Annotated in this window: 21 protein-coding genes and 1 pseudogene; 13 read left to right on the top strand and 9 right to left on the bottom strand. The window is 69.3% G+C overall.

The features are described from left to right. Nucleotides 1–474 precede the first annotated feature (474 nt). The 4 genes from JTE92_RS00190 to JTE92_RS00175 all read left to right on the top strand — a co-directional run bounded on the left by JTE92_RS00190 (nt 475) and on the right by JTE92_RS00175 (nt 4338). Nucleotides 475–1257: a GntR family transcriptional regulator gene (locus JTE92_RS00190; protein WP_063237681.1), complete on the top strand. Its 783-nt coding sequence runs from the start codon at nt 475–477 to the stop codon at nt 1255–1257. Between the two features lie 90 nt (nt 1258–1347). Beyond that, a complete protein-coding gene (locus JTE92_RS00185; protein ID WP_063237680.1) occupies nt 1348–2403 on the top strand; it encodes a tripartite tricarboxylate transporter substrate binding protein in 1056 nt (351 codons plus the stop codon). 74 nt (nt 2404–2477) lie between these two features. Further along, complete coding sequence (locus JTE92_RS00180) at nt 2478–3743, top strand: 3-isopropylmalate dehydratase large subunit (protein ID WP_063237787.1); 1266 nt, start codon at nt 2478–2480, stop codon at nt 3741–3743. Between the two features lie 55 nt (nt 3744–3798). Next, nucleotides 3799–4338: a LeuD/DmdB family oxidoreductase small subunit gene (locus JTE92_RS00175; RefSeq protein WP_063237679.1), complete on the top strand. Its 540-nt coding sequence runs from the start codon at nt 3799–3801 to the stop codon at nt 4336–4338. Nucleotides 4339–4360: 22 nt separating this feature from the next. Here JTE92_RS00175 and JTE92_RS00170 read toward each other — a convergent pair whose 3' ends face one another. Further along, entirely contained in the window at nt 4361–5056 is a 696-nt protein-coding gene (locus JTE92_RS00170; protein ID WP_063237678.1) for a phosphoribosyltransferase, read from the bottom strand. Between the two features lie 265 nt (nt 5057–5321). Here JTE92_RS00170 and JTE92_RS00165 point away from each other — a divergent pair, with 265 nt between their 5' ends. After that, nucleotides 5322–5513, top strand: a complete 192-nt coding sequence (locus JTE92_RS00165; RefSeq protein WP_147318591.1) for a hypothetical protein — start codon at nt 5322–5324, stop codon at nt 5511–5513. An 18-nt stretch (nt 5514–5531) separates the two neighbouring features. Here the strand turns inward: JTE92_RS00165 and JTE92_RS00160 are convergent, their stop codons facing one another. Beyond that, nucleotides 5532–6422: a LysR family transcriptional regulator gene (locus JTE92_RS00160; RefSeq protein ID WP_063237676.1), complete on the bottom strand. Its 891-nt coding sequence runs from the start codon at nt 6420–6422 to the stop codon at nt 5532–5534. Between the two features lie 150 nt (nt 6423–6572). Between JTE92_RS00160 and JTE92_RS00155 the strand changes: the two genes are divergently transcribed. Both JTE92_RS00155 and JTE92_RS00150 read left to right on the top strand, forming a co-directional pair. Beyond that, nucleotides 6573–7040, top strand: coding sequence for a nucleoside deaminase (locus JTE92_RS00155; RefSeq protein WP_084254478.1), 468 nt, complete (start codon nt 6573–6575; stop codon nt 7038–7040). 10 nt (nt 7041–7050) lie between these two features. Continuing rightward, nucleotides 7051–8343 (top strand): cyanate transporter, encoded by a 1293-nt coding sequence (locus JTE92_RS00150; RefSeq protein ID WP_063237786.1) that lies wholly within the window; start codon nt 7051–7053, stop codon nt 8341–8343. Here JTE92_RS00150 and JTE92_RS00145 read toward each other — a convergent pair. Continuing rightward, nucleotides 8337–8474, bottom strand: a pseudogene (locus JTE92_RS00145) (cyanase); the annotation flags it as partial. The gene JTE92_RS00150 and the pseudogene JTE92_RS00145 sit on opposite strands and share 7 nt — an antisense overlap. Nucleotides 8475–8481: 7 nt before the next feature. Continuing rightward, entirely contained in the window at nt 8482–8613 is a 132-nt protein-coding gene (locus JTE92_RS30605; RefSeq protein WP_255286398.1) for a hypothetical protein, read from the bottom strand. Between the two features lie 568 nt (nt 8614–9181). On the opposite strand from JTE92_RS30605, the gene JTE92_RS30600 reads away from it, so the two are divergent. The 5 genes from JTE92_RS30600 to JTE92_RS00125 all read left to right on the top strand — a co-directional run bounded on the left by JTE92_RS30600 (nt 9182) and on the right by JTE92_RS00125 (nt 15021). Beyond that, nucleotides 9182–9307 (top strand): hypothetical protein, encoded by a 126-nt coding sequence (locus JTE92_RS30600; protein WP_255286397.1) that lies wholly within the window; start codon nt 9182–9184, stop codon nt 9305–9307. Nucleotides 9308–9389: 82 nt separating this feature from the next. Then, entirely contained in the window at nt 9390–9707 is a 318-nt protein-coding gene (locus JTE92_RS00140) for a YXWGXW repeat-containing protein (RefSeq protein ID WP_063237674.1), read from the top strand. Between the two features lie 703 nt (nt 9708–10410). Further along, a complete protein-coding gene (locus JTE92_RS00135) occupies nt 10411–11361 on the top strand; it encodes a helix-turn-helix transcriptional regulator (RefSeq protein WP_063237673.1) in 951 nt (316 codons plus the stop codon). A gap of 86 nt (nt 11362–11447) precedes the next feature. Then, nucleotides 11448–12428 carry a glycosyltransferase family 2 protein gene (locus tag JTE92_RS00130; RefSeq protein WP_063237672.1) on the top strand — a complete coding sequence of 327 codons (981 nt, stop codon included), beginning with the start codon at nt 11448–11450 and terminating at the stop codon, nt 12426–12428. Between the two features lie 517 nt (nt 12429–12945). Further along, complete coding sequence (locus JTE92_RS00125) at nt 12946–15021, top strand: polysaccharide biosynthesis protein (RefSeq protein WP_063237671.1); 2076 nt, start codon at nt 12946–12948, stop codon at nt 15019–15021. A gap of 270 nt (nt 15022–15291) precedes the next feature. On the opposite strand, the gene JTE92_RS00120 is transcribed toward JTE92_RS00125, so the two are convergent. From JTE92_RS00120 to JTE92_RS00100, 5 genes are all read right to left on the bottom strand, one after another. Beyond that, nucleotides 15292–16314: a GNAT family N-acetyltransferase gene (locus JTE92_RS00120; protein WP_232353399.1), complete on the bottom strand. Its 1023-nt coding sequence runs from the start codon at nt 16312–16314 to the stop codon at nt 15292–15294. Continuing rightward, the gene (locus tag JTE92_RS00115; protein ID WP_063237785.1) at nt 16314–17390 is read right to left on the bottom strand and encodes a hypothetical protein; all 1077 of its coding nucleotides are present in this window, start codon (nt 17388–17390) and stop codon (nt 16314–16316) included. The genes JTE92_RS00120 and JTE92_RS00115 overlap by 1 nt, the downstream gene beginning before the upstream one ends. A 94-nt stretch (nt 17391–17484) precedes the next feature. Further along, the gene (locus JTE92_RS00110) at nt 17485–18153 is read right to left on the bottom strand and encodes a phosphatase (protein WP_232353400.1); all 669 of its coding nucleotides are present in this window, start codon (nt 18151–18153) and stop codon (nt 17485–17487) included. Further along, a complete protein-coding gene (locus JTE92_RS00105) occupies nt 18153–19337 on the bottom strand; it encodes a DegT/DnrJ/EryC1/StrS family aminotransferase (protein WP_063237669.1) in 1185 nt (394 codons plus the stop codon). The genes JTE92_RS00110 and JTE92_RS00105 overlap by 1 nt, the downstream gene beginning before the upstream one ends. Before the next feature lie 46 nt (nt 19338–19383). Continuing rightward, entirely contained in the window at nt 19384–19983 is a 600-nt protein-coding gene (locus JTE92_RS00100; protein ID WP_063237668.1) for a sugar transferase, read from the bottom strand. A 197-nt stretch (nt 19984–20180) separates the two neighbouring features. On the opposite strand from JTE92_RS00100, the gene JTE92_RS00095 reads away from it, so the two are divergent. Further along, nucleotides 20181–21416, top strand: a complete 1236-nt coding sequence (locus JTE92_RS00095; RefSeq protein ID WP_232353401.1) for a glycosyltransferase — start codon at nt 20181–20183, stop codon at nt 21414–21416. The last annotated feature ends 175 nt before the right edge of the window (nt 21417–21591 follow it).

The raw sequence follows: 21591 nt of genomic DNA, 5'->3' as shown, positions 1-21591 counted from the left end.
CACATCAAACGACATGTCACATCGCTGTGACAGCGCCCCCCAAGGCGGCTCAGGGGTAACGCCAAGGGCCCAAAAAAACGCATTAGATTTCAAAGCCTTACCGAAGGACTCAGGAGTTGCCCGAGGCGCCATGCTACGTATCGGCCCTGAAACACGATTCCCGAGGTGCCGCCGCCGTCTCCCATGTTGGCTGCCCCACATAGCGGTGATGTCCGTTTTTCGCCGCGCGGTTCCGGCCATCGTTGCCTTCACCAGGGCGCGAGTCCAACTTGCCCCGGCACGGCGCCATCGGCACGCGGGTGGCCGTTGGCGTGTGATCGGCCACAGGCCTGGCGCAAAAGGGGGATCATGCTGCAGCGCCGCGCGCGGACGTTGTATCCGAAGCGCCTCAGCGGCTATCCGTGCTAGGCTCTATGTCTGATTCAAAGTACATTAGAGGCATTACAGACTTGTCATCTCTCCACAAGCGAAACCATGAGTGAAGCCGTCGTTCCCCTGTATCACCAGATTTACGTGGTACTGCGCCAGCAGATCGTCGAAGGACGCTTCGGCCAGGGTCCCCTGCCGGGAGAGATCGACCTGGCCAAGCAGTTCCACGCCTCGCGCGTGACCATGCGCCGCGTATTCGACCGGCTGGTGCAGGAAGGCCTGGTGCGGCGCCATCGCGGGCTCGGCACCTTCGTCAACCCGCACCCCGTGCGTCCCGCGTCGGCCACCGAGGAACGCGGCGCGAGCCTGCTCGACAACATCATCGACATGGGCCAGAAGACGTCGGTGAAGGTGATCTCGATCGACGAAGTCCACGCCACGCCCGACGTGGCCGAGTCGCTGGGGATCCAGGCGGGCGACCCGGTCGTCAAGATCGTGCGCGTGCGCCACTACCGCAACCGGCCGCTGTCGCATATCACCGTTTACCTGCCTGCGGACCTGGGCCGCCCGATCACGCGCCAGGCGCTCGAGGAAACCCCGGTGCTGCGCCTGCTGGAAGCCGGCGGCGTCAAGCTCGGCCGCGCCAGCCAGGTGCTGTCGGCACGCCTGGCCGACGTGGTGGTGGCGCCGCTGCTGGACGTGCCGGTGGGCGGCGCGCTGCTGGCGGTGCGGCGCGTGGTGAAGGACCAGGGCGGGCGCCCGGTGCAACTGCTGCTCGGCCAGTACCGCCCCGACCGCTACGAGTACCGCATGGAACTGTCGCCCGCCGGCGTGGACAGCGCCAACGTCTGGGTGGAAAGCGAGACCCGCCCCGGCCTGCGCGACTGATCCCTTTCGCGCGCCGCAAGGCAACGGATGCGCGGACACCCGAGTCGGGCGATACTGCGCACTCCCGATCACATCAAGCGAGGAGTCGTCATGCCAGTGTTCCGCCTGGTTTCGTCCAGCCCGACCCGTCAGTCTGCGCCTGTGCCCGCTCGCCGCACCGCGCTGCGCCGCGTTTCCGGCCTGGCCGCCGTGGCCGCCTGCGGGCTGATCCTGCCGCTTGCGGCTGCGGCCCAAACGCAAGGCCAGGGCCAGGTCGCCGGCGGCAAGCCGATCCGGATCCTGGTGGGCGCCCCCGCCGGCGGCACCACCGACACGCTGGCGCGTACCATCGCCCAGGAGATGTCGCAGCTGCTGGAGCAGTCGGTCGTGGTCGAGAACCGGCCCGGTGCGGGCGGCAATATCGCCGCCGAGCAGGTCGCCAGGAGCGCACCGGACGGCAGCACGCTGCTGATGAGCTTCACCAGCCACACCATCAACGCCACGCTGTACAAGAAGCTGCCCTTCGACCCGGTGCAGGATTTCACGCCGGTCACGCTGGTCGCCACCGTGCCCAGCGTGCTGGTGGCCACGCCCAAGCTGCCAGCCAGCAACGTGCCGGACCTGATCCGGCTGGCGCGCGCGGAGCCGGGCAAGCTGAACTTCGCCATCGGTTCGGTCGGCTCGTCGCTGCACATGGCCGGCGACATGTTCAAGATGATGACCGGCACCTATATCGTCAACATCCCGTACAAGGGCACCGCGCCGGCGCTCACCGACGTGCTGGCCGGCCAGTGCGACCTGATGTTCGCCAGCACGATCAACGTGCTGCCGCACGTGCGCGCCGGCAAGCTCAAGGTGCTGGGCGTGACCAGCCCGGCGCCGATGCCGCAGTTCCCGGGCGCGGCGCCGATCGGCGCGACCGTCAAGGGCTTCGAGTCGAGCGCATGGTTCGGCCTGTTCGGGCCCGCCGGCATGCCCGCGGAGGTCACGCAGGCGCTCTACCAGGCGGCGCGCAAGGGGCTGGAGTCGCCCGCGGTACGCAAGCGCCTGGAAAACGACGGCGCGCAGCCGGTGGGCATGGCGCCCGAGGCGTTCGCAGCCTTCGTCAGGCAAGACGTCAAGCGCTGGGCCTCGGTGGTCAGGTATTCGGGGGCATCGCCGGAATGAGCGTGCCTGCGGATTCCCCTTGCGCCGAGGCCGCCGCCGAGGCCGACACCGAGGCAGCGGCCCGGCCGGCGACGCTGGCCCAGAAGCTGGTCGCCCGCGCGGCCGGACTGGACTATGCCGAGATCGGCACCGTGGCGATCTGCCGGGTCGACCTGGCGATGTCGCACGACTCCAGCGGCCCACGCCGCGTCGCGCCGCTGCTGCAGGAGCTCGGCGTGGGCGTGTGGGACCCGTCGCGCTATGTCGTGGTGACCGATCACTTCGTGCCGGGCGGCGACGCCCAGGCCGAATCGATCCTGCGCTTCACCCGCGACTGGACGCGCCAGGCCGGCGCCGAGCTGATCGATGCCGAAGGCATCTGCCACGTGGTGCTGCCCGAACGCGGGCACGTGCTGCCGGGCCGCCTGATCGTCGGCGGCGACAGCCACAGCCCGACCGGCGGCGCGTTCGGCGCCTACATGTTCGGCGTGGGCGCCACCGAGATGGCCGGCGTGCTGGCCACCGGCGAGATCTGGCTGCGCGTGCCGCACACGATCCGGCTGGAATGGGACGGCGTACTCGCGCCCGGGGTCTGCGCCAAGGACATCAACCTGTTCCTGTGCGCCACGCTCGGCCTGGGCGGCGGACGCTACCAGGCGCTCGAGTACACCGGCAGCGCCGTCGCCGCGCTGCCGATGCAGGAGCGCATGACGCTGGCCAACATGAGCGCCGAACTGGGCGCGCAGACCGGCCTGGTCGCCCCCGATGCGGTCACGCTGGACTGGCTGGCACAGGCCGGCGTGCCGGCGCAGGTGCTGGCGCAGATCGACCTGGCGCACTGGCGCACCGACGCGCAGGCGCCGGTACTGGCGCACCACCGCTTCGACGCCGCGGCGCTGGCGCCGCAGGTGGCCGCGCCGCATTCGCCGGCCAACAGCGCGCCGGTCGACCAGGCCGCCGGCGAACCGGTGCAGATCGCCTATCTCGGCGCCTGCACCGGCGCCAAGCTCGAAGACCTGCGCATGGCCGCGCGCGTGTTGCGCGGACGCCGGGTCGCGCCGGGCGTCACGCTGCAGGTGGCCGCCGCCTCGCGCCGCGACCAGCAGCAGGCCGAACGCGAAGGCACGCTCGCCATCCTGGCCGAGGCCGGCGCCAGCCTGCTGCCCAATGCCTGCGGCGCCTGCGCCGGCTATGGCGCCGCGCGCTTTCCCGCCGGCAGCCGCGCCATCGCCTCGACCGCCCGCAACTTTTCCGGCCGCATGGGCGATGCCGGCAGCGCGGTGTGGCTGGGTTCGCCGATGACCGTGGCCGCCAGCGCCGTCACCGGCCGCATTACCGACCCGCGCACCTTGCTGGCATAAAACCATAACGACGCGGCCTGACCACGCGCCCGCGCGGGCGGGCCTGACCTCTTGCATGACTGCTCCTGCCGCCCCCAATCCGGCCGATATACCGGCCCCCGCCCCCGCCGGCCGCATCTGGCGTTTCGGCGACAACGTCGACACCGATGCCATGGCCCCCGCCGTGCTGATGAAATCGCCGCTGCCCGTGCTGGCGCGGCACTGCCTGGCATCGCTGCGCCCCGAGTTTCCAGGCAGCGTGCGGCCGGGCGATGTGGTGGTAGCGGGCGCCAACTTCGGCATCGGCTCCTCGCGTGAGCAGGCGCCGCAGGCGCTGCGCGAGCTGGGCGTGGGCGCGGTGGTGGCGCTGTCGTTCGGCGGGCTGTTCTACCGCAACGCGATCAACCTGGGACTGCCGGTGCTGGTGTGCGCGGAGGCCGGCCGGCTGGCCGACGGCGCCCGGGCGGCGCTGGACCTGGAGACGGCGCTGCTGCGCCTGGACGACGGCAGCACGGTAGCGTGCGAGCCGATCCCCGATTTCCTGCGCGAAATCCTCGGCGCCGGCGGGCTGGTGCCGCACCTGAAGCGGCGCCTGGCCGCCCGGGCCTGGCGCTGACGCTAACGCTGCCGCTGACGCGTCAGCCCGCGCGCGTGGCGGCCGCCTGGCGCAGCAGCCCGAGCGCCTCGTCGTCGCTGGTCTGGGTGAAATCCAGGTAGAAGGAGCCGACCGCGCCGAAGTTGGGCGGCGTATTCAGGCAGATCACCTCGTCGGCCGCCGCCTCCAGGCTGGCCAGCCCTTCCTGTGCGCCGACCGGCGTGGCCGCGATCACCCGTGCGGCGCCGGCCATGCGCACGCCTTCCAAAGCGGCGCGCATGGTCGCCCCGGTGGCGACGCCGTCATCGACCACGATCACGGTACGCCCGGCCCGCGCCGGCACCGGCGCGCCGCCGCGATAGCGCTGCTGGCGCCGGGCGATCTCGTCGAGCTGGCGCCCGCGTTCGGCATCGAAGCTGCCGCTTTCCACCGCGCGGCGTGCCCAGGGATCGTCGTTGACCACCGTATGCGGCCCGCCGCCGCCGGCATCGCCCTCGACCACGGCGCCCAGCGCCAGCTCCGGGTAGCCGGTGGCGCCGATCTTGCGCACCAGCAGCACGTCGAGCTGCGCACCGAGCGCGTGCGCCACCTCGAAGGCGACGGGTACGCCGCCGCGCGGCAGCGCCAGCACCAGCGCCGGCTGGCCGAGCTTGTCGGTGCCGAAGCCCAGTTCCGCCAGGCGGCGGCCGAGGTAATGGCCGGCTTCGCGGCGATCGGCAAAGCACGGTGGGACTGGCATGGCGCGCTCCCGGTTTGGCTGGCCGGCAATCCCCGGCCGGGGCACCGCAGGGTAGCCCTTCGGCCAATATAGACCTTGCCGCGGAAGGCGTCGGCGCAACCGGCGGGTTGCCTTCATCCGCCGCCAACGTCACGCAAGCCGCCGCGATTGGACGCGATTGCGCAACAGTGTGTTCAACGCAGGGGGGCTGATCCCGGCGCGCGGGCGCATTAGGATGGGTGCCTTGCCAATCGCCGGCCCGGCCGGCCTTTCGACGTACCGCAAAATGACTTCGCAAGCCCACGCCCAGCATCCTGCCCACCGTCCTGCTCATCCCTCCGACGCCACCGAAGCCGCCAGCCTGAACGCGCCCGACATCCCCTTCGGCTCGCTCGAAGCCGCCGCGCTGGCCGAACTGCCGTACACCTTCCGGCCGTCCGGCACCTGCACCCGCTACTACAACGAATACTTCGGCTGAGTTCGGCTGACGCTTGCGCTAGCCGACATCCGGCGCCGCGGCGCCGGAACTCATGACTCGCTCGCACAGTGCGGCCAGGCGCGCGGCCATGTCGCGCGCCGGGGCCGGCAGGTCCGGCTGCGCGTGCAGGCTCAGCTCCACGTCCGGCACCGCCCCCGGCCAGCCGCCGCCGTCCAGCACCTGGTGATGCGCCGTGGCCAGGCGCCGCGGCAGCAGCGTGATGCCGAGCCCGTCCGCCACCGCGGCGAGGATGCTGGCCAGGCTCGCGCTGACGAAGGCGATGCGCCAGCGCCGTCCGCCGGCGTCGAGCGCGTGCGTCATCTCGCCGCGGTACAGCCCGCCGGCGGGAAACGCCACCAACGGCACCGGATCGCGCGCCACCGCCGGCCGGGTGCGGCTGTCGATCCAGCACAGCGGCTCGGGCCAGCTGGCCATGCCCGGCGCCTGCGCCACGCGCTGCTTGACCAGCACCAGGTCGAACTCGCGGTCCTGGAAGCGCTGCCACAGCTCGTGGCTCATGCCGCTGGTCACTTCCAGGCGCACCCCGGGCCAGTCGTCGGCGAACGCGGCCAGCACCGGTGTCAGCGGCCGCGCCGCGAAATCCTCTGGCACGCCGATGCGGATCTCGCCCTGGCCGGCGCTCTGGCGCAGCTGCCCGACCGCCTCGGCCATCAGCTGCTGCAGGCGGCGCGCGTAGCCCAGCAGCCGCTCACCCTCCGGTGTCGTCACCACGTAGCGCCCGCCGCGGTCCAGCAGCACGCAGCCAAGCTGGTCTTCAAGCCGCCGCACCTGCTGGCTGACGGTCGACTGGGTCAGGTGCACGCGCTGGGCTGCGCGGGTAAAGCTGCCGCTCTCCGCCACGGCGACAAAACTCTGCAACAGCACGGGATCGAGTCGGGGGTCCTGCATGGCGGGCCTTCCATTGGGTTTTCCACTGCCAGCGATTTCATCATTTAATTTCCCAATCACCAAGCCCCAGCGTACAGTGTGCAACCTGCCAGTTGCCATGCCGCAAGTCTTGCGAGCGTGGACTCACTTATCGGAATCCCTGCACAAGCCATGACTACTCACCAGGCATTCATGCGAGAGGCGGTGCGCCTTGCCGCAGCCAACCGCGACCGCGGCGGGCGCCCCTTCGGTGCCGTGCTGGCCATCGACGGCCAGGCCGTTGCCACCGGCGTCAACGACATCGTGCACAGCCACGACCCGACCACCCACGCCGAAATGGAAGCGGTGCGGGCCGCGGCGCGCAAGCTGGGCCGTCCGGACCTGCGCGGCAGCGTGGTCTACGCCAGCGGCCACCCCTGCCCGATGTGCCTGGCGGCGATGACCATGGCCGGGGTGCAGGCGGTCTACTACGCCTTCGACAACAACGACGCCGCGCCCTACGGCTTGTCCAGCGAAGCCGCCTACCAGGCGCTGCGCCTGCCGCTGGATCCGCCGCCGCTGCCGCTGACGCGCGTGCCGGTAGACCTGTCCGCCGCCCAGCTCTACGGCCCGCGCGCCCCGCACACTTCGCGCCGCTGACATGGCGGACATGGCACAGGCGCCCGACCTCGCCGGCGCCGCGGCACGCACGCGCAGCGGCAGGGCACCGGCGCGCTGGCTGGTACTGGCTGCCGTGGCCGGCATCGGCCTGAACCTGCGGCCGTTCCTGACCGCGGTGGGGCCGCTCGCGCCGACGATCCGCGCCGGCACCGGACTCACGTACCAGGGCATGGCCTGGCTGACCTTGCTGCCGATGCTGCTGATGGGCGTGGGCGCGTTCTTCGGCCCCGCGCTGCGCGCCCGCCTGGGTGCGCGCAACGCGGTGCTGGGTGCGCTGGCGCTGCTGGGCGCGGGCTGCGCATTGCGCCTCGGCGTGGCCGATGGCGGCGGGCTGATCGCCTCGGCGGCGCTGTGCGGGCTGGGCGTGGCCGTGGTGCAGGCGGCCTTCCCGGGACTGGTCAAGCAGGAATTTCCCGGCCGCGTGGCCCCGGTGATGGGGCTGTACTCGGCCGCGCTGATGGGCGGCGGTGCGCTGGGCGCGCAGCTCTCGCCCTACGTGACGGCGCTGTCCGGCAGCTGGCGCGAAGCGCTGGCGCTGTGGGCACTGCCAGCACTGGCCGCGCTGGCGCTTGGCTGGGTGGCGCTGCCGCGCACGCATCGCAAGGACCGGCTGCCGGACCAGGCAGCGGCGCGCAGCCCTTCCGCGGGCGCGACGCGCGCCCTGCTGCGCCGGCCGCGCACGTGGCTGCTGATGGGAGGCTTTGGCGTGATGAACGGCGGCTATGCCTCGCTGGTGGCGTGGCTGGCGCCGTTCTACCAGGGCCACGGCTGGAGCGCATCCGCCAGCGGCGCGCTGGTGGCAATGATGGCGGTGGCGCAGGCCGGCGCGGCACTGCTGCTGCCGGCACTGGCGGCTCGGCGCGTCGATCGGCGCGCGTGGATGATGCTGGCGCTGGCGATGCAGGCGACCGGCTTTGCCGGGCTCGCGCTCTGGCCCGACGCGGCGCCGTACGCATGGGCCGTGATCGGCGGCGCCGGGCTGGGCGGCTGCTTTGCGCTGTACCTGGTGGTGGCGCTGGACCACCTGCCCGACCCGGACAGCGCCGGCGCGCTGAGCGCGCTGATGCAGGGCGGCGGCTTCCTGCTGGCGGCACTGGCGCCGTGGCTGACCGCGATGCTGCAAGCTCATACCGGCGGCTTTGCCGCGGGCTGGTGGTACCACCTCGGCTGCGCGGCGCTGGTGGCCGGGCTGACGCTGCGCCTGAATCCGGCCGGCTACGTCGCCGCCTATGCTGCGGCGTCCGCCGAGTCTTCAGCAGTCGGCATCGGCCGCCTTCAGTAGCGCTTGCCGGGCAGGAACTTGCCCGACATCCCGATGCGCACCCGATCCCCGTTGGGGTCGGCTTCGCGCTGCAGGTCCATGCGGAAATCGATCGCGCCCACGATGCCGCCGCCGAACCCCTCGTGGAGAAGCGGCAGGTCAGCGAGTCAGCGCAGCCTCTACCGTGGCCGTGGCATCCAGCACCTCCTGGGGCAGCGCGAACAGCGCCGCGGCGGGTGGCGACAGCCCCTGCAAAAACTGCAAGGCAAGCACGATGAGCATGATTGGCATGGCGCCTCCTTCAAGCACACGTGGCAGATTCCGCTTCCTGGCCCGACCGGCTCCGTCTGGCACTCCGTCCGGCACTCCGTCCGGCACTCCGTCTGGCACTCCGCCACGCGCAAGCTTCATGCCATTGACGCAGTGCCCCTGAGCGGCCATACCGGCATCCCGCACGCATCGTAACGAACCCGCCCGGCGCGCAACGCGAGCCATGCTGAAGCATGCTGCACCGTCCCGGCCCTTCCCGGCAAGGACTCGGGGCAGGACCGCGGCATTGCCGCCGACCGTACCCGTTTCTGCGTCAGCGCGGCAATGCGCCCGCGTCAGCTTGCGAGATCTATTTCCGATGTAACGTCACATTACGCCATCCGTGGGCTTGCCGCACCCTTTGGCAATGCCGCTCCCGCGTCCGGCGCGCCTTGCCGCACAAGGCTCCGCAGGCATCGCCGGGCAGCGCGCGCCCGATCCCCCACGGTTCCTCCCCATGTGAGACAGCCTTACAAGTGCAAGCACGCAGCGAGGGGGCCGGTCGCTACATTGAAGCCGTGTCCAACGCGATCCCGCCAGGAGCCCAGAAATGAAACGAGCCCTTTCCCTGGTCGTGCTGCTGTCCACCACGGCCGCATTGCTTTCCGCCTGCATCGTCGTGCCGCCGCGCGGCGGCCCGCCGCCCCGCCACCACCATCACTACGACCGGTATTGATCCCTGGATTGATCCCCGGATTGATGATCGATTGCCTGATTGCCTGGTTGCCTGACAACGACCGCCCACAAGGAGCCATCCCATGAAACGCCATCTCTTGCTTGCCGCAGCCGTCCTCGCCACGGGCGGCGCCTTCGGACTGATCGCCCCCGCCGAAGCCCATCCCACCGCCGTGGCCCGCGGCTATGGCCATCCGCCGCCGCCGCCGCGCCATGAACCGCATCCCGCCGCGCGCCGCGGCCAGGTCTGGGTGCCCGGCCACTGGGCCGGCGTGCGCGGCCGCTACGACTGGCGCCCGGGCTACTGGCAGGCGCAGCGCCCGGGCCACCGCTTCGTGCCCGACCGCTGGGTGCGCGGGCCGCAGGGCTGGGTCATGCGCCCCGGCCACTGGACCCGCTGAAGCACCGGGTTCCGATACCGGCTTGCCACCCTGGCGGATCCAGTTGGTGGCAAGCCGGGTGCAGACCGGTGCAGCGGCCTTCCCAGGTCTCATTCCGAGGGTGTAGCCACGCCTCATCCAGAAGCACTAGGCCATGCGCCCGAGCGCGTCATTAATCGCGCAGATATATTACGGAACGCTGTATCAAGCTGCCGTTTCATAATTGCGCCACCTGCATGCACCATATATTCCGTACACCCCACGATAGGGTTAGCAACCCCTCTCATGGGGGCTTAGGATAATGTGATCTGTTTCAGCGCTGCAACCATTTTAAATTCAGGTGTCACATCGTTGAAACTGCCGGAACCCGGCGCCAGTGCGGCGTTTGCGGAACCTGGGATGGCGCATTCGGGTGAATTCCTAAAGGATTATGACAAGCCTGTCATTCCTACCCTGCCTCGTCCCAATTCCGCTCGCTTGCAATCCACTCAACCAGCCCATAAGATGAATTTAAGCCGATTTAGGAGCGAGAATCTTTCGGGTTCGGGTTCGGGTCAACCATCCAGCCATCGACAAGTTCCATCCAGAAGAACGGGACTGCCGGGGCATGGAAGCATGGGGGTCACACACGCGGTCAGACACCAATGGTGGCTGCCGTCCTGCACTGCCCTCCATACGCAAAGCGTCCCGCTGTCCGCTCCCGAGTAAACGGGGAGTGAAGTCGATGAACGCGTTGCTGATCGAGGAGCATCCGCTGCTCCGGCTCGGGCTGTTGCAGATGCTCGAGAACATCCAGGAATCCGCCCAGGTGGCAGCCATTGCGCCCGCGGACATTGCCAGGCTGGATAGCCGCCACCACCGTGCAGACCTGCTCGTGTTCGGCATGCCCGCCGAACCCGGTCCGGGCTGGGTACAACTCGAACAGGCCCAGGCCGTGCTGCAGCCGCAGCGCGTGCTGATCCTCGCCGACGTGCTGCCGTTGCACGTGCCCAATCCGGAAAGCGCCCGCGGCGTGTGCGGCTGCCTGCCGAAGACGGCCTCGCTGGCGGTGATCGAGGCGGCCATCCGCCTGGCCATCTCGGGGGTGCAAGGCCTGCTGTTCTCTGCCGAGACCGGGACCACGCCTTCCGCCTCGCGTTCGGCCATGCCGGCGGTGCAGTCGCTCGCCTCGGCCGCGCCGCTGCCCTTGCCGGCGAACCTGCCCACGGACTCGCTCTCGCTCGCCTCATGCGCCAGCGTGCAGCGCGGCACGCCGCGCGCTGCCGTGGCAGTGCGGGACCTGACCGACCTGAGACCGGGCCAGCCGTTGCCAGCGCCAGCTGCCGCCAGCGCCGTGCCGATCGCCGAGGAAGAGCCGAGCTACGGCGAAGCGGAAATGCTCAAGATCACGCCGCGCCAGTACGAAGTGCTGGTGCTGCTGGCTCGCGGCTACCCGATCAAGACGGTCAGCCGCATGCTGAACATCTCGGTGGCCACGGTGAAAAGCCACGCCTGCACGCTGTACCAGCGGCTCAAGGTGCGCAACAAGGGCGAAGCGGTCTACGCCGCCCTGCAGCGCGGGGCGACGCTGGAGTGGGTCAGCGGCGACGAGCCGTTCACGCGCGACAGCAGCCGCACGGTGGTCGGTTCGCCGCGCGCCGAAGCCGCCTTCGGCAGCACCGGCCAGACGCTGTAGCAGCATCACTGGCACCGCGCCGTGCCCGCGCCAGACGGCGCCGGCGCGCGTGCCAGCCTTCACGCCGAACATCGGAGGGGTCAACCATGCCGGCAAGCACTTTCCTGCCCACCTTTTCGGTGTGCATTCTCACGTGCGACCATCCCGAGGGCCTGCAGCGCGCGCTGCAGGCGGTTGCCGAATCCACCATGCCGCCGCACCAGCTGATCGTCACCGACGACAGCAGCGGCTACGCCACGCGCGAGATGATGCGCTGCGACCATCCGGACGTCACGTACCTGGAAGGGCCGCGCCGCTGCAGGGCGGCCAACCGCAACCGCGCCTTGCGCGCGGTCACCGGTTCGCACGTGCTGTTCCTCGACGACCAGACCCTGCTGGGCCCGACCTTCCTGCAGCAGATGGCCGAGTGCATTGCCGACGATCATATCCGCCGGGCCACGGCCGGCTGCGCGACACCGTTGATCCTGACCGGTACCGAGGTGTGCCAGGGGCAGCCGGGGCGCCCGCGCAAGCCTGCCTTCCTGGGCGATCCCACGCAGGACTACCGGCGCGGCGAACGCCTGCGCTCCGTGCTGCTGCACAGCGCGGTGTTCCCGCGCGCGCTGTTCGAGCAAGCCAGCTTCGACGAGCAGCTTGCCGGCGGCTACGACGAACTCGAGCTGACTGGCCGTGCGGTGCAGGAACTGGGCTACCGCATCGAGCTGGTCGCGAGCGCCGTCAACCAGCGCCTGCCTGACACACGCCCCTCAGGTCCCTCAGGTTCCTCAGGTTCCTCAAGCCCCGCGGCACGCGCCGAGCGCGCCGGCCCGGCCTGCGACGCCGCGCGCCTGTACGTGGCCTGCCAGCGCTACCGGCGCGGCCAACGGCGCCCGGTAAAGACGGCCTTGTTCCTGCTGCTGGCGCTGCCGCACGCGCTGGGCCGCGACCTGCGCACCGCAGGCGCGCGCGGCGCCAGCGATTTCTACGCCACCGCGGGCCGCCTGTGGCAGTTGCTGCGCGATCCGCGCGCTGACCGTGGCGAGGGTACGTCGGCGGCGGGCCTGGGCGTGCCACTGCCACGCGACTGAGCGGCGCGCCAGCCCGGGGCATGCCCCGGGCGTACCCATTTCTGCGGATACGCGAGCGCCCCGCGCGAATCGAGCCGGCAATGCATCGGCGGTGTCCATTCCCGCCGCTGCAGTGCCTGCATCGTCGCACCGAGGCGTTCCGACGCCCCTCCCACGGCCGGCATGCGTACCCGTTTCTGCGCACGCAGCGCCGCCCGCTACCCCTTCGCCGAAACCGCGTTCGGCAGCGCACGTAGCCCAATTGCACCACCCCGTGCAGACACGATAGCTTTCCAGGTAAGCGAATCACACCGGCACATCGTGCCGGGTGCTGCGCCGCCAGTACCACGGCATGCAACGTGCCGGCCGCTGGCGTGCGCGCTGACGGGAAGAAGAAGAGCCGTGCCATGAACACACCGATATGGATCCTTCGAGCGGAAACCGTCCCCTGCCGGTCCCAGGGCGTGCGGACAGCAGTGACGATGTTGAAGCCGAGGCCGGCCGGCGTGGTCCGGCTGACGTGGCAGGAGGTGTGGTCATGACCAGCCTGCGCTTGCCGAGTCCCGTATCCCTGACGCGCCGGCAGAAGATCGTCCTGATGATGACGATCGACATGCTCGCGTTGCCACTGTGCTTCACGCTGGCGCTGCTGCTGCGTGCCGGGGACGATGGACTGATCAGGCAGTACGGGATCCTGCCGCCGCTGTTCATCGCGGTGCTGACGATCCCGGTGCTCGCCTTCAGCGGGCTCTACCGGACCGTGCTGCGGTATATCGACCTCAAGGTGCTATGGGCGGCCGGCATCAGCATGGCAGCCCTGGTCGGGCTGACCTACGCGGTATCGTTCCTGATCAACGACAGCCGCCTGCCGCGCGCTGGCCTGCTGATCTACTGGTTCATCGCCTTTGCCTACGTGGTGATCTCGCGTTTCCTGATCCGCGCCCTGGTTCGGCGCACCCAGCGGTGGCGCAACTCCCGCGGCCATCCGACCCGGCATGTCGCCATCTACGGCGCCGGCGAGGCGGGCTTCCAGCTTGCCAGCGCCATGCGCGCCAGCGTCGACCACGAGGCCGTCTGCTTCTTCGACGACGATCGCTCGCTCGGCAACCACACGTTCGCCGACCTGCCGGTGTTCCATACCTCGCGCCTGAGGACAGAGCTGCAGCGGCTGGGCGTCGACGAAGTCGTGCTGGCGGTGCCATCCCTGTCGCCGGAGCAGCGCAAGCGGATCCTGGACAAGCTGCACCGGTGTGCGGTGAGCGTACGAACCCTGCCTACGCTGCTGGAACTGGTAGACCGCAAGATCACCATGCAGTCGATCCGTGAAGTCAAGCTCGAGGACCTGCTCGGTCGGCCTCCCGTGCCGCCGCGCGAGGCGCTGTTCGCCAAGTGCACGCACCGCAAGGTCGTCATGGTGACCGGTGCAGGTGGTTCCATCGGCAGCGAGCTGTGCCGGCAGGTCGCCTCGCAGCAGCCAGCCAAGATCATCCTGCTCGACCATTCCGAGTGGGCGCTGTACATGATCGAGCAGGACCTGCGCCGCAACTTCCCCGGGGTGCCGCTGATGGCGCGCATCGGCTCGGTGTGCGACCCCAACGCGGTGGCCGCGGCGATGCAGGGCCAGCAGGTCGATACGATCTACCACGCCGCAGCGTACAAGCACGTTCCGCTGGTCGAAGACAACATGCCCGAAGGCATTCGCAACAATGTGCTGGGCTCCCTCACCATCGCCAACATGGCCGATCGCTTCGGCGTGCAGACGTGCGTGCTGGTCTCAACCGACAAGGCGGTGCGGCCCACCAACGTGATGGGCGCGAGCAAGCGCATCGCGGAGCTGATCTTCCAGGCCGCCGCCGCCAGGCCCGGTACCCGCACGGTCTACGCGATGGTCCGCTTCGGCAACGTGCTGGGGTCTTCCGGCTCGGTGGTTCCGCTGTTCCGCAGCCAGATCGAAGCGGGCGGGCCGATCACGATCACCCACCCGGATGTCATCCGCTTCTTCATGCTGATTCCCGAGGCCTCGCAACTGGTGATCCAGGCCGGCGCCATGGCGCGCGGCGGCGAGGTGTTCGTGCTGGACATGGGGCAGCCGGTGCGGATCGTGGACCTGGCCAAAACGATGATCGAGATGGCGGGGCTGGTGGAGCGCACCAGCAAGAACCCGAATGGCGACATCGAGATCGCGTTCGTCGGCCTGCGCCCGGGGGAGAAGCTTTATGAAGAGCTGCTGATCGGCGGGAACGTCACGCCGAGCGAGCACGAACGCATCATGTGCTCGGAGGAGCCACGCCTGGAAGAGGCGGAACTGCAGGAAAAGCTGGCGCGGCTCTATGCGGCCTGCGACTCCCGCGACGAGGTCAGCATACAGACGGTGGTGCAGTCGATCGTGCCGGAATACGCCCCATACTCCTCGCTTGGCGAATCCTCGCGCAAGCCGGTGCGGGCCACGCCGGCAGACAGCAGCCAGGATGTGCAGGACGACACCAGGGCACCGCGGCAGCTCGGGCCGCGGCCGGTGGCGCTGCACCGGATCGCGTTCCAGGCCGGCAGCCAGCCCGAAGCCGGCAATGAAGTCGAACCCGCGCGCCTGCTGGGTTCGGGCAAGCTGCGCTGAGCCGCGCGCGGCCGGGGTGCAAACCTCCCTGGCGCGCGCACAAGAAGAAGGCCGCCTCAACGGGCTAATGCCGTCCAGTTAAGGTATCAAGCCCCACCGTCATTCCCGCGCAGGCGGGAATCCAGCGTCTTTCACGTCCCCTGCGAGGATGAAGTCACTGGGTTCCCGCCTGCGCGGGAACGACTGTGGTTAATTGAACAGCATTACGCCTCAACGGGCGGCCTTTGTTTGCTGCTGGTCCCTGAACGTCTGCTTGCCTGACTTGCCGCCTTACTTGCGATAACCCGGGAAGAACCCGCTCAGGTCCTCCAGCACCTCGGGCGCTCCGCCGCACAGCGCCTGGTACTTGTCGGCATCCACCACCACGCGCTGCGTGCTGAATGCATGCGTGTCCGGCGAAAACCCGCGCTTGAAGCGGAACAGCGAATCCTCCGCCGATCCGCCCAGGCCTCCGCCGAGGTGGTAGTACCGGTGCCCCTGCTCCCGTCCCCACTGTCGGATGGCGTGCAGCAGGATCTTGCTCGGCTGCCGGTGCCGGTATCGGGCGTCGATGCCCATCAGGTGGCCCTGCAGGATGCCGCCTTCGCCGGACACCGTGACCGTCGCGCCGCCGATGATGACGCCGTCCTCTTCCGCCACAAACAGCCGCAGCCGGTCACCGAGCTCCCGGGCCAGGCTGTAGTGGTAGGCATCGTCGAAGAAGTAGTAGTCGGATGCACGCAGCCTGTCCATCGACGCGTTGTAGAGACGGATGAAATGCGGCAGCGTTGCCAGCGTCTCATCCATGCGCACCGTGACCCCGGCCCGCATTGCCTTGGAAATCTCCAGCCTGTGCCCGTGCGAGGTGTCCCGCCAGTGCTCGGCCTCGCTCTTGGACAGGTCGATCGAGATCGTCAGGCCATGCTCGATCAGCGTGCCAACGGAACTGCGCCATTGCGCATTGACGATCGGATTCAGCCGGATAAAGCACGAGACGCAGCCCTGCTCGCGCAGCAGCGCCATGGCCGCCGTCATGGCCTCGTCGACGAACGAGGGCGGGGCGTCGTCGCTGACGACGGGGCCGGCAAACCCGTAGGGTGAACTCGCGTCCCAGTCCTTGCCGTTGATGTCCCGGTTCAGCAGCGGCAACAACAACTCGTGGCTGCCGTCCGTGACGTGGACGGCAAATGGCTTGCCGCCGCCTTCGTGCTGCGATGCCCGCAACCAGCCCGGCATGTGGTGGCTGTCATGCCGGCAACGCTGGAGCACCGCGAGCCATTCGGCGCTGGAAGTCTCCAGTAGATTGGTCTTCATCATCGATCCTCGTCGGAAGTATCGGGATTGGTGGCAACGTCCAGAATGATTTCGGCAAGGCGCTCGATGTCTCGCGGGCCATAGCGATGGTCGGCATGCACGACCAGGATGCGCCCGGACAGCCGGCGGTTGTCCTCGGTGGCGGCGGGCCAGGTCATGGGCCACAAGACCGCCGGGTAGACATCCCTCGCGATCAGCCGTTGCCGGATGCGGTCGCGCTGTGGCGCGTCGGCGCACAGCAGGATGCCGTACGCCGGTGTTTCCTGCCATTGCAGGCGAGCGGGCAGGCCAGCCATGCGGGCCGCCAGCAGCGCCAGGTTATCGCGCCGCCGCTGCCGCATCCGGCCGAGGTCAAGCGCCGGCGCCAGCACGCGCGTGAGCATGGACGGCCCGGAGATCTCGGCGTCGCTGCGCAGGTTGCCTTCTGCCTCGCCCGCGAGCGCCAGGAAGGTTGCCTTGTCGACCTGCGCGCCTGCCAGGTACGCGGCCTTCATCGACATGGCAGCGGCCATGCCGGCGGCGGCGCGCGCATGCCCCGGGGTGGGCGCAAGGGCGGGCGTGAGTGCCTGCCCGGTCAGTGGCCGCACCAGCCCCCCGTCGGGAACGGGCAAGGTCTTGCGCAGCGATGCGAACACGTAGTCCGGCGCACGGGCATAGGACCAGTCGGCGAGCAGGTCATGCGAGCGGTCGAGCAGGACGCTGCCGCCCTGCACTTCAACCTCGGCCCGCAGGCCGAAGTATTCGGGAACGATCGCCGCCTCGTCCGGCGCCAGCAAGAGCGGCGTGGCGTCGCCGAACGGGGCGTGCGGATACATGCGCACGTCGATGTCGCCAGCGAGGTCGTCAAGTACCGCGTGGCAGTAGTAGCTCGGCGCGTAGATCCGCCGCCAGCCGCGCGAGCGCCCCTGCGCCACGATCGCCCGCAGCGCATCGCGCCCGGAGCCGGTCAGCAGGTCGCCCGGGCGCAGCCAGGGCTCTCCGCCCGAAGAGGCCAAAGAGGCCAAAGAGGCCAGATGGACCAGCGGGGCCGCCGGATCGAGATGAAAGAATGAGCCGAATTCCGAGGCAGGTGTCATGGGGGCCATCCCGCGTGCTCAATGAGAAATCCGGGCGAAGGCCACGCGTTCGCCCGATGGGCCTCCCGGCATGCGGCGCACGACCGGCCCGGCTTCACGCGCCGCCCGCCCTGAAGAACCCGACGGAGACGACTCGCCTCCCCGTTGCAGGATCGGGATCAATACTGCGCCAGTATTCGCCGGTTGCCCCGGTCCACTGCATGGCGCGGCCATGCAGCGCGTCGCGCATGTCTTCGACGGCGTCGCGGGGATCGAACAGCAGCGCCAGCGGCAGCAGCATTGCCACGGTCGCGCCGGCGTGGCGCAACCGCACCGGCTGCCAGCGCCACAGCGTCATGCCGGCAACCGCAAGGCCGACACCCAGCCCGATCAGCGACTCGCCCACCGTATGGTGGAAATCCGTCACCAGCACCACCGGCATGAACAGCGCCAGCGCCACTCCCGCCGCCAGCCCGAGCCAGCCCGTGTACCTGCCCAGCGCGGAGCCCAGCAGCATCAGCAGCACGGGATACACCGCGGCTGTCAGCATCGCATGCCCGCTGACGCTGTAGACACCGAGCGACGGGAGCGACCAGCCCGAGTAGCTGAACGCGGACTTGGCCGCCATCACCAGCGTGGCACCGATACCGAACGATACCGTCCAGCACAGCGCGCGCATGCCCTGGCCGGCCACCGCCAGGCAGACTGCGATCCAGGCCGCCAGCGGCAGTGCCAGGCGGCTCTCGCCGAAATAGAGGTAATGGTTCCACAGGAAATTCGTCATTACGCTGCGGCGCGCGTTGCCTGCTCCATCACGCTGAGCACTACCTGCGCGGTCCTGTGCACTTCGTCTTGCGTCAGTGTGGGATGCACGAGGAACATCAGGCTGGTCTCGCCCAGCGCCCGTGCCACCGGCAATCGCGAGGCGGGACGCCATCCGGTTCCGTCGAAGGCCTTTTCCAGGTAGACCTCGGCACAGCCACCGGTATAGCACGGCACTCCCGCCGCGTTGACGGCAGCCATGATGCTGTCGCGGCTCCAGCCTTCGGCGAGACGATGCGGCTGCACGAACGCATGGAACTTGTACCAGGCATGCTCCACGCCGGCAGGCGGCAACGGCACGTACAGGCCGTCGCAGGCGCCAAGCGCGCCGGCCAGCGCCATCGCGTTGGCGCTACGCCGGGCGTGCCAGTCCGCCATGCGCCGCAACTGGATGCGGCCGATCGCGGCCTGCATCTCGGTCATGCGCCAGTTGGTGCCGAAGGAGTCGTGCACCCAGCGGAAGCCCGGCGGATGCGCGCGGTCATACATGGCCTCCCAGCTCTTGCCGTGATCCTTGTACGACCACATGCGCGACCACAGCACGGGATCGCTGGTGGTGACCATGCCGCCCTCGCCCCCGGTGGTCATGATCTTGTCCTGGCAGAAGGACCAGGCCCCGACATCGCCGATGGTGCCGACCATGCGTCCCTTGTAGACGGCCCCGTGCGCCTGCGCGCAGTCCTCGATCACCTTGAGCCCGTGCTCGCGTGCCAGCGCCATGATGGGATCCATGTCGCACGGCAAGCCCCCGAGGTGCACGCAGATGAGGGCGCGCGTGCGCGGCGTCAGCACGGCCGCGATGGTGCGGGCGCTGAGGTTGCCGCTGTCAGCATCGACGTCCGCGAACACCGGCGTCGCCCCCGCGTTGACGACGCAGGAGACGCTGGCGAGGAAGGTCCGGGGCGCGACCACCACCTCGTCACCCGGCCCGATATCCAGCGCGCGCAGCGCCACATCGAGCGCCAGCGTGCCATTTGCCAGCGTAATGGCATGCCCGGCGCCGCACCAGGCCGCGAACTCCTTTTCGAAGTCGCGGCATTCGGTGCCGGTCCAGTAGTTGACACGGTTCGAGAGCAGCACGCGCTGCACTGCCTGCGCCTCTTCCTGGCTGAAGCTCGGCCAGGGTGAGAATCCGGTATTGAGCATTGCCGATTTCCAAGGTTTGCGGTGCGAGCCACGACGCCGGTGGCGCCTATGGTGTCTTCTCGCTCCCGCAGAAGCGGGTCGCCGAGACTTCGCCTTCGGCGCTGATGTCCTCCTTGGCAAGCACCGTGCCGATCGTGCGCCACAGGATCCTGAGATCCAGCCAGAGCGACTGGTGATCCACGTACCAGACGTCCAGCCGGAACTTCTCCTCCCAACTCAGTGAATTGCGCCCGTTGACCTGGGCCCAGCCCGTGATGCCCGGCTTGACGGCCAGCCGCCGCGCCTGTTCCGCCGAGTAAAGCGGCAGGTAGAACGCAGGCAACGGGCGCGGCCCCACCAGGCTCATCTCTCCCTTCAGCACGCACCAGAGCTCAGGCAGCTCGTCGATGCTGGTGCGCCGGATCGTCCAGCCGAACGGCGTGATGCGTTGCGCGTCGGGCAGCAGCTCGCCATCGGCACCGCGCTCGTCCGTCATGGTGCGGAACTTGATGACTTCAAAGGGCTTGCCATCGAGACCGGCCCGCGTCTGCCGGAAGAACACCGGGCTGCCCAGCTTGCGCCGAACCAGGCCCATCACGATCAGGAGAGGGAGCGCCAGCACCAGCAGCGCCACCGACGCGAGGACGACATCAAGAACACGCTTCATGATCCTTTCCCACTTCTGAACGGTATCGAGGAGATATCTAACCGGATTCGTCCGCCCCTGTGAAGCGCCCACGGCTGTCGGAACGTGGCTTGCACCACAGTGTTCCGCCCGTCATCCGCCTGCGTTGGGCAGCGCACAGATACCGCCCTGTCGGCGCGATAGGGTGCGCTACGCCACGTCACGCCACCGGAGACAAGATGGATCAGCGCCAACAGGGGAAGCGCAGCGGGCCGATGCGGATCATGCTGCTCGTCACCTGCCTGCAGCTGGGCGGCGCAGAGCAGCAAGTGGCGGCGCTCGCGCGCGAGTACGTGGCGCTGGGGCACCGGGTATCGGTGGTCAGCCTTTTGCCTGGCAGCGAGGTGGCGCTGCCCGATTGCGTCGAAGCCGTGATGCTGACCATGCGCAAGACGCCGCTGTCATTGCTGGCCGCGCTCGTGCAAGTACGCCGCTTCGTGCTGCAATGGCGCCCGGACGTCGTCCACGCCCACATGATCCATGCCAACCTGTTTGCCCGCATGCTGTCGCGCCTGTGCCCGGTCCCGGCCACGATCTGCACGGCGCACAGCTTCTTCGAGGGCGGCTCGCTGCGCATGCTGGCCTACCGCCTCACCGATCACTGGAGCGACCTCACTACCCACGTCAGCGACGAAGGCCGCCAGGTCATGATCGCGTCCCGCGCGGCGCCCGAACAGCGGATCATCGTCGTCCCCAACGGCATCGATACGGCCCGCTACCGCCCCGGCGCGCAGGCGCGGACCGCCGCGCGGGCCGCGCTCGGACTGCACGGCGACGATCAGCTCGTCCTCAATGTGGGGCGGCTCGTCTGGGAAAAGGCGCAGACGGACCTGATCGATGCCTTTGCGCAACTGTCCCCCGCGCCCAACGCGATACTGATGATCGCCGGCGACGGCCCGCTGCGCGACACGCTGGCGCAGTGCGTTGCCGCACATGGCCTGGACGGCCGGGTGCGGTTGCTGGGCAGGCGGCAGGACGTGCCTGCCCTGCTGAACGCAGCGGACCTGTTCGTGCTGTCGTCACGGATTGAAGGGATGCCGCTGGTGGTGGGCGAAGCGCTGGCGTGCGGCTGCCCGGTCGTGGCCACAGATGCCTCAGGCGTGGCGACGATGGTGGGCGGCGTCGGCACCGTCGTGCCGCGCGGGGATCCGGCCGCACTGGCCCGGGCCATGCGTGACGCTCTCTCGCGCGGACGTGGCGCGGCCACGGACGAAGCGGCGCGGCATCGGCACATCGATTCCGCTTTCAGCATCGAGGCCATCGCCCGCACCTGGCTGCGGCTGTATGCGGACCACACCCGCACCGGCGCGGCGTCCCACCTGGCGTCCCCGATGCCACTGCGCACGGATGGTGATCGCGCAGGTTCCGCGGGCCTGCACAGCGGGCGGCGCCCGGCATTCTGGCCGGCACGGTGAACCCGTCTCCCACCGGTCGCATTCCAGCCACGACGGAAAGCGGCGCGCCAGGCGAGGCTTGCGTTCGACGCCGCACGGATGCCGCCATGCGGTTGCGATAACGTCACTGGAACGAACCGCACAGACCATGTCGCCGGAGCCCAGATGGATCAGAGCCAGAATGGAACTTCCGCCA

Source organism: Cupriavidus oxalaticus (assembly GCF_016894385.1).
Taxonomy (GTDB): Bacteria; Pseudomonadota; Gammaproteobacteria; order Burkholderiales; family Burkholderiaceae; genus Cupriavidus; species Cupriavidus oxalaticus.
The sequence above is the reverse complement of the archived record's forward strand: the minus strand, read 5'-3'. Positions and strand labels throughout refer to the sequence as shown.